Here is an 8,026-nt window from a genome sequence, read left to right as displayed (position 1 = left end):
ACTCTCCGTGTATTACCGATCAGGGGGTATCCATCATGGAGACCGGCCTCATTACCTATGCCGATTCGATAGCTGGAGTACTTAAATTAGTGTGATAATTTTGGCGTCAATAATTTGTTGTTTCAGCCAGCAAATTACTTTTCCGTCAAGGTATTGACCTATTTGGCGCCATCCTAAACAATCCGCCGGGTAATGTCACATTGATATTTATTCGGCTAGCGACTTTCTGTTTGGGCTACCAGGTCCCTATGACAAGCAGTCATTTCGGTTGCCAAATCCAATGCAAGATTTCAAGTTTGTTGCGTTTTTAAGGCAACCACTCCCGGGGATACATCAGAATGCGTTTGCACCTTTTTAAAGCAGTGCCGTTTGTTCTCGCCGCCAGTTTCGTCCAGGCTCAAACCTTGACGGAGGCGATGCAAACCGCTGTGGAAAATCACCCGGAGATCCAGGCAGCTATTAATGCGCGCATTGCCGCCGACTATCAGGTCAGAGAGGCCCAGGGCGGCTACCTGCCTAAACTCGACGTGTTGGGCGGTTACGGCCGTGAAAGCTCCGACAACACTTCGACCCGTGCCGCCAGCAACAGCCATGACTGGAAAACCTTGAACCGTGGCGAATCGACCGTTCGCCTTCAGCAAAATTTGTTCCAGGGTTTTGGCACCATCAATGAAGTCGGCCGCCAGCAAGCCACCGCCAATTCCCGTGGGTATGCACTGCTCAATACCTCTGAGCGCACTGCGCTGACGGTCGCCCAGGTTTACCTGGATGTGCTGACCCGCCGCGAGATGGTGAACCTGGCCCAGGACAACCTGAAAAGCCACGAACGCATTTTTGACCAGATCAAACTGCGCACCAGCCGTGGCGTCGGTAGAATGGCGGACATGGACCAGGCCGAAGCCCGACTGGCTCAAGCGCAAAACAACCTGATCACCGAGCAGACCAACCTGGCGGACGCCAATACCAACTTCCTGAGTGTGGTCGGCAAAGAACCTGACCAGTTGGAACGGCCGATGGGCGTTGTGACCGAGTTGCCTGCCAGCCTGGATGAAGCCCGTCGCCAGATGATCGCCGACAGCCCGGTGCTGCGCTCGGCCGAATCGGATATCGCCGCTGCCGAGAAGCAGTACGAAGCCGCCAAGTCGACCTTCTACCCGCGTTTTGATGCGGTGCTGCAACGCTCCGCCAACAACAACATCGGCGGTGAAGAAGGCCATGACAATGGTTACTCGGCGATGCTGAACATGCAGTTCAACCTGTACAACGGCGGCAGCGACAAGGCCAGCCTGCAGTCCAAGGCCTCTCAGGCGACCCAGGCACTGGATATCCGCAACAACGCCCTGCGCCAGCTGAACGAAGAACTGGGCCTGGCGTGGAACGCCTTCAACAATGCCAGCCAGCAGGTGCCGATCGCGCAGCAATACGTGGACCGCAGCACCAAGGTGCGTACTTCATACCAGCAGCAGTTCAGCCTGGGTGAGCGTACACTGCTCGACCTGCTCGACAGCGAGAACGAACTGTTCACCGCTCAGCAGCGCTTGGCCCAGATCAAAAGCCTGTACATCTATACGCAGTACCGTATCAAAGCCGACATGGGCCAACTGCTGAGAAGTCAGGGCGTGGTTGCCCCGCTGGCATCAGTTGTGCAGAACGATATTAAACCGTCGGTAAACCTGCCAGGGATGAACTGATTCTTGACGGCGATGAACCTCAAAACCGTTTTAAGAGAGAGTCAGCTTGGATCCTGAAATTGGTTTGGCGCAACTTAACCATGACCCGCGCACTCAGCACGACGACCCACTGCTAGATGGGTTGTTGGCTCTCTGCTCGCTGCATTACAAGCCTGCCAGCCGGGCGATGCTGACCACCGGCCTGCCCTTGGCGGGGCAACGCCTGAGCGCCGACTTGCTGCCTCGCGCAGCAGCGCGGGCGGGTTTGCAGGGGCGTTTGCTGCAGCGCAAGCTGGAGCAGATCCCGTCCATCGCGTTGCCGGCCTTGCTGCTATTGAAGGAAGGCCGCAGTGCCGTGCTGTTGAGCTGGGAGGGTGATAGCGCCCGCCTGTTGCTCAGCGAAAGCGACGGCGGCGAAGTGCAGGTCAGCCGTGAGGCGTTGAGTCAAGATTACAGCGGTCGGGTTTTCTTCGCCCAACCGCAGCATAAATTTGACGTCACCAGCGGCACGCTGATCCCACGCGCGCGCTCGTGGTTCAAGGACACCCTCAAACGCTCGCGCTGGCTGTATGCCGACGCCATCGCCGCCAGCCTGGTGATCAACCTGATCGCCCTGGCCGCGCCGCTGTTTGTGATGAACGTATACGACCGCGTCGTGCCGAACCAGGCCACGGCCACCCTGTGGGTGCTGGCCATCGGTATCTGCGGCGCCTACCTGTTCGACCTGCTGCTCAAGAGCATGCGCAGCCTGTGCCTGGACCTTGCGGGCAAAAAAACCGACCTGATCATTTCCGCGACGCTGTTCGAGCGCATCGTCGGCATGTCGATGAAAATGCGCCCAGCGCGGGTCGGCAGCTATGCCTCCAACATTCACGAGTTCCAGGGCATGCGGGACTTCCTCACGTCCCTGACCCTCGCCAGCCTGATCGACCTGCCCTTTACCCTGATCATCCTGGGGGTAATCGCGCTGCTGGGGGGCCACTTGGTGTGGATCCCTATCGTCGCCTTCCCGCTCGCCTTGGGTATCGGCCACTTCCTGCAAAAGCCGCTGACCGCGACACTTGAGCGCACCATGGCCCTGGGCGCCGAGCGCCAGTCGAGCCTGATCGAAACCCTCGCCGGGCTGGATGCGGTAAAGGTCAACAACGCCGAAAGCGAGCGCCAGTACCAATGGGAACAAACCATTGGCACGCTTAGCCGCCTGGAACTGCGGGTCAAGGTTCTGTCTGGGCTGGCGATGAACATCACGCTGCTGATCCAGCAAGTGGCGGGCGTGGCGATGATCATCTTCGGCGTGTACCAGATCATTGATGGCACCCTGAGCATGGGCGGCCTGGTGGCGTGCTACATGCTCAGCGGCCGTGCACTCGGCCCGCTGGCCCAGCTGTCGGGCCTGCTGACGCGTTACCAGCAAGCGAAAGTGACGATGGTTTCGGTCGACCAGATGATGGAGCTGCCGCAGGAGCGCAACTTCGACGAGCGCCCCCTCAGCCGCAAATCGCTGCAAGGCGCGATGACGTTCCGCGAAGTCGACTTTACCTACCCGAACCAGCAAAACCTGGCCCTGCGCGGGATCAACCTGAACGTTCGGCCTGGCGAAAAAATCGGCATCATCGGCCGCAGCGGCTCGGGCAAAAGCTCGCTGGCCAAGCTGTTGGTGGGCCTCTATCAGCCGGACTCCGGCTCGTTGCTGGTGGACGGCGTAGACATCCGCCAGATCGATGTCAGCGAATTGCGCCACAACATCGGCTACGTCGCCCAGGATATCCAATTGCTGGCCGGCACCCTGCGCGACAACCTGGTCTCAGGCGCGCGCTACGTAGATGACGAAATGGTACTGCAAGCCGCCGAGCTTGCCGGCGTGCATGAATTCGCCAGGCTGCATCCGCAAGGGTACGAGCTGCAAGTAGGCGAGCGCGGGCAAAACCTGTCCGGTGGCCAACGCCAAAACGTCGCCCTGGCCCGTGCACTGCTGCTGAACCCGCCTATCCTGTTGCTGGACGAACCCACCAGCGCCATGGATAACACCGGCGAAGAACGCCTGAAACAGCGCTTGCAGAGCGTTATCGAGAACAAGACCGTGATTCTGGTCACGCACCGCGCCTCGCTGTTGAGCCTGGTCGATCGCCTGCTGGTGATCGACCGCGGCCAGATACTTGCGGACGGTCCAAAAGCGGCCGTTATGGAAGCGCTGAAAAAGGGGCAGATCAGTGTTGCTTAAGTCCGGCCCAGGCCATTGGAAAGACGTCATCTTCCGCTACTTCAAGGGCAGCGATTCCCTCGACGACCAGCCATTGCCCGAGGTCGAGAAGGCGCTGATCGACGACGCACCGCGCATCGTCCGCCTGACCATCTGGGCCGTGATCGGCTTCTTCGTGTTCTTGGTGCTGTGGGCCCACTTCGCCATCATCGACGAAGTGACCAAGGGTGAAGGCAAGGCGATCCCATCGTCACGCATCCAGAAGATCCAGAACCTGGAAGGCGGCATCGTCGCCCAGATCTACGTGCACGAAGGGCAGATCGTCGAAGCCGGTGCTCCGCTGATTCGCCTGGACGATACCCGCTTTGCGTCCAACGTCGGCGAAACCGAAGCCGACCGCGTGGCCATGGAACTGCGTGTGGAACGCCTGAGCGCAGAAGTCGACAACCGCCCACTGAACATCACCGACGAAGCGCGCAAAGCCGTGCCCAACCAAGCCTCGAACGAAGAGTCGCTGTACCTCAGCCGCCGCCAGCAACTGGCGGATGAAGTCGGCGGCCTGCAACAACAGCTGTTGCAACGCCAGCAAGAGCTACGGGAATTCAGCTCCAAGCAGGACCAATACCGCAACAGCCTGAACCTGCTGCGCCAGGAAATCGGCATGTCCGAACCCCTGGTGCAACAGGGCGCGATCTCGCCGGTGGAAGTGCTGCGCCTCAAGCGCTCGGAAGTTGAAACCCGCGGCATGCTCGACGGCACCACCCTGGCCATCCCCCGCGCCCAGGCCGCCATCAACGAAGTGCAGCGCAAAATCGACGAAACCCGCGGTAAATTCCGCAGCGAAGCCCTGGCCCAGCTGAATGAAGCACGCACCCAACTGAGCAAGGCCCAGGCCACCTCCAAAGGCCTGGAAGACCGCGTCAGCCGCACCATGGTCACCTCCCCCGTGCGCGGCATCGTCAAGCAGATGCTGGTCAACACCGTCGGCGGCGTGATCCAGCCCGGCAGCGACATGGCCGAAGTGGTCCCCCTGGACGACACCTTGCTGGTCGAAGCGAAAATCCGCCCACAAGACATCGCCTTCCTGCACCCCGGCCAGGAAGCCATGATCAAATTCACCGCCTACGACTACACCATCTACGGCGGCCTCAAAGGCAAACTCGAAACCATCGGTGCCGACACCGTGATGGACGAAGAGAAGAAAAACACCTTCTACATCATCAAACTGCGCACCGACCGCAGCCACCTCGGCACCGATGAAAAACCGCTGCTGATCATCCCCGGCATGGTTGCGTCGGTCGACATCATCACCGGCAAGAAAAGCATCTTGAGCTACCTGCTCAAGCCAATCATCAAATCCCGTGCAGAGGCCATGCACGAGCGCTGATCACCAGTAAAAGCGCGGAGAATTGCGAAAACTGGGGTTTTCGCAAAAATAGTCAGAATTCAGGGGTTTACAGAACCTTTGCAGTCGCTATAATCGTCGCCCTAACACGCCGGTATAGCTCAGTTGGTAGAGCAACTGACTTGTAATCAGTAGGTCCCGGGTTCGACTCCTGGTGCCGGCACCATATCTCAAAGCCCCGCAATGCGGGGCTTTGTGGTTTCTGAGATTTGGAAAACACTGAAAATCCATACTGCGGTTTTCAGGATAATGTCCACAAAACGTCCACACTCAAAAAACCACCGCCCGCATTTCCGCAAACTTCACTTCTTTTTGTTTGCCTCACCGGTCAGCTCACGGCCGATTTTCAACGCTGCCTCCAACAGATCTGCTGCCTCACAGAAGCTATCTGGATCTGTAGTCCCTTCGAAAAGTGATCCACCGGCGGTGACATCTAATCTCACGCTGTCAGCCAATTGATAGAAACGGACAATTTGTTTGGCCTCATTCGGCGACAACCCACCGAGCCGAGTCACGTTTGCCTGATACACCCGGTTGTAATACTCGTGAATATTGACGGAGTACTTTAAAAACCTGGGCTCAAAGATTTCTGTTACTGAGGCACCTTCGGGTGGCGATAGATAAGCCTGGGCCTCTCTCAAACCTTCGACATATCCACGTAACTCTACCAGTTCAACCAACGCCAATACTTCCGCCATTAACGCCGCACGGACGCTCTCACGCTCTCTCGCCGCCTGACGATGCCAAATCCAAAACGGTCCGCCTGCAGCAGATACTGCCGTAATCAAAGCAACAGAAACCGTGGTCCAATCAATTCCAACGCTCATGGATTGCCCTTTTTCGTCAATTGAACTGCCGCTAAAGGATTCAGCAACACCACCTCCGCCAAATGCCCCGGACTAAAATGCGCATACTTCATCGTCATCGCCAACGACCCATGCCCCAACACCCGCTGCAACGTCAGAATATCCCCTCCATTCATCATGTAATGGCTGGCAAATGTATGCCACAGGACATGAGTCAACTGCCCCGCCGGCAGATCTAACTTCACTGCATCCACCGACGCTTCAAACTTCTTGTAGCAATCCCCGAAGAAAGGCAGCCCCGCCTTGATCTGCGTTTGCAGCTCCTCAGAAATCGGCACCGTACGATTCTTCGACGACTTCGTTCTCTCAAAATGAATACGCCCGCCCCGCACCTGGCGGTTCGTCAGCCCTTCGGCCTCAGACCACCGGGCGCCAGTGGCCAGACAAATCCGGGCAACAACACCCGTCGCGGAAATAGGGGTCTGACCCCGTTTTTTGAAGAAATTTTTGGGTGTCTTGACTGCTTGAAAGGTTCACAGAAAAATTCAGGTAGTAATCTTTCATGGCATGAGGCCGCGCGTAAGTACAAGCTCATTTCGTAAGCATAATTTTTGCCAGGAGTTAAGTCATGCAAAAAATTACGAACAAATACAAACTCCCTGGGTTTTCGCTTCCAGCGCTTGAGCTAGAGCATCACCTTAACGATCTGCGAGAAATAAAGAGCTTCTTTGAGGATCGAAATATATCTACGAAGTCAACTAGAATATCAAGGTATATAAAATACCTTGAGGAGAAAACTTCTAATGGTTGCAAAACAAACGAGGACTTATTCAAAAACACTAAGGCCAATTTTCTAGACAATGATTTAACCTGGCACCTTTATGTATTAAGGGAAGTACATGAACTAATGTTTATTCTTAAAGGATTAAAGGTTCATGTCCCCAAAGGAGTTGACGAGAAACTCTCAAAAATCACCGCGGGCAGTGATTTTGCAGCATCAGATAAAAATACAGAGCACAGAAATACACAGTTTGAGCTAAGAATTGCTAGCTACTTCTGTCAGGCGGGTTATTCGGTAGATTTATCAACTGACACAGATATCATCGCAGAAAACGAAGAAAGGATTTATTACATAGAATGCAAAAGAATTGCTAGCCATAGGGCTATAAAAGCAAACTTAGAAAAAGCCAAAAGCCAAATCTCTTTAAGAATGCCCAATTATACTATTGAGAAAAAAGCATTTGGCATTATTGCTGCAGACGTGACAAAAATTGCATACAACCATAATGGGCTGACATTTGGCATTACGCCTGAGCATTCTAGGGATGTTGTAAGGGAGGGATTATATAAGGTGTTGGAGACGGTGAGAAAAGTCGACATATTTACCCCCGATCTACCGTTAATAGGTTGTTGGCTACAGATCCACATACCTGCGCTAATTGAAAAGCCATTTTCAATAACTACAAGGTTTTCATCACTACTTGAAGGCTACCCCATTGACGAAGCTGCATGTGATGAAGTAAATAATATAATTGCATCTGGAAGTAAGGATGATGAAAGATGCGCGCCCCCAGAGCCTCTAAAAATTAGAGATCGAGTAGATGTTCCTGCTGGGACTTTATTCCGTATAAGTGATGACCTAGTATTTTTTTTCATGTCCGGCCAACCACCTGAAAACCTTAATTTTGATGACTACTCTATAGTTTCAACGCTGATCATGAATGAAGAGAAGCATGATTTTTTATTTTTTGATTACAAGAGAATCTGTAATAATTACACAGCTTACGAGCGGAAAAACATGTTTAAAGATATGGAACATGCGAGAGTTGGCGTGATACTGGAAATGTATGCCGAAAGGTTTCGTTACTTATAAATCTTACTTTGCCTACCTCATAATAACTTGATTGGCACGACCACCTCTGAAACCACTCAGCCCTATTAAACC

Annotated in this window: 5 protein-coding genes, 1 tRNA gene and 1 pseudogene; 5 read left to right on the top strand and 2 right to left on the bottom strand. The window is 54.6% G+C overall.

Going from position 1 to position 8,026, the window contains the following annotated elements:
* Positions 1 to 338: 338 nt before the first annotated feature.
* The 4 genes from CXQ82_RS01600 to CXQ82_RS01585 all read left to right on the top strand — a co-directional run bounded on the left by CXQ82_RS01600 (position 339) and on the right by CXQ82_RS01585 (position 5,441).
* Positions 339 to 1,691, top strand: coding sequence for a TolC family outer membrane protein (locus CXQ82_RS01600; protein ID WP_101265540.1), 1,353 nt, complete (start codon positions 339 to 341; stop codon positions 1,689 to 1,691).
* Positions 1,692 to 1,737: 46 nt separating this feature from the next.
* A complete protein-coding gene (locus CXQ82_RS01595) occupies positions 1,738 to 3,891 on the top strand; it encodes a type I secretion system permease/ATPase (RefSeq protein ID WP_101265537.1) in 2,154 nt (717 codons plus the stop codon).
* Positions 3,881 to 5,257, top strand: a complete 1,377-nt coding sequence (locus CXQ82_RS01590; RefSeq protein ID WP_101265535.1) for an HlyD family type I secretion periplasmic adaptor subunit — start codon at positions 3,881 to 3,883, stop codon at positions 5,255 to 5,257. The genes CXQ82_RS01595 and CXQ82_RS01590 overlap by 11 nt, the downstream gene beginning before the upstream one ends.
* A gap of 108 nt (positions 5,258 to 5,365) precedes the next feature.
* A tRNA-Thr gene (locus tag CXQ82_RS01585) sits at positions 5,366 to 5,441 on the top strand.
* Positions 5,442 to 5,577: 136 nt separating this feature from the next.
* Here CXQ82_RS01585 and CXQ82_RS01580 read toward each other — a convergent pair.
* Entirely contained in the window at positions 5,578 to 6,102 is a 525-nt protein-coding gene (locus tag CXQ82_RS01580; RefSeq protein ID WP_157832140.1) for a hypothetical protein, read from the bottom strand.
* Positions 6,099 to 6,554 (bottom strand): annotated as a pseudogene (locus tag CXQ82_RS01575) (tyrosine-type recombinase/integrase); the annotation flags it as partial. The gene CXQ82_RS01580 and the pseudogene CXQ82_RS01575, both read right to left, overlap by 4 nt.
* A gap of 155 nt (positions 6,555 to 6,709) precedes the next feature.
* Here CXQ82_RS01575 and CXQ82_RS01570 point away from each other — a divergent pair.
* A complete protein-coding gene (locus tag CXQ82_RS01570; RefSeq protein ID WP_101265531.1) occupies positions 6,710 to 7,954 on the top strand; it encodes a hypothetical protein in 1,245 nt (414 codons plus the stop codon).
* Positions 7,955 to 8,026: the final 72 nt, after the last annotated feature.

It is taken from the genome of Pseudomonas sp. S09G 359 (assembly GCF_002843605.1).
Taxonomy (GTDB): Bacteria; Pseudomonadota; Gammaproteobacteria; order Pseudomonadales; family Pseudomonadaceae; genus Aquipseudomonas.
This window is presented reverse-complemented; position numbering and strand designations above follow the sequence as displayed.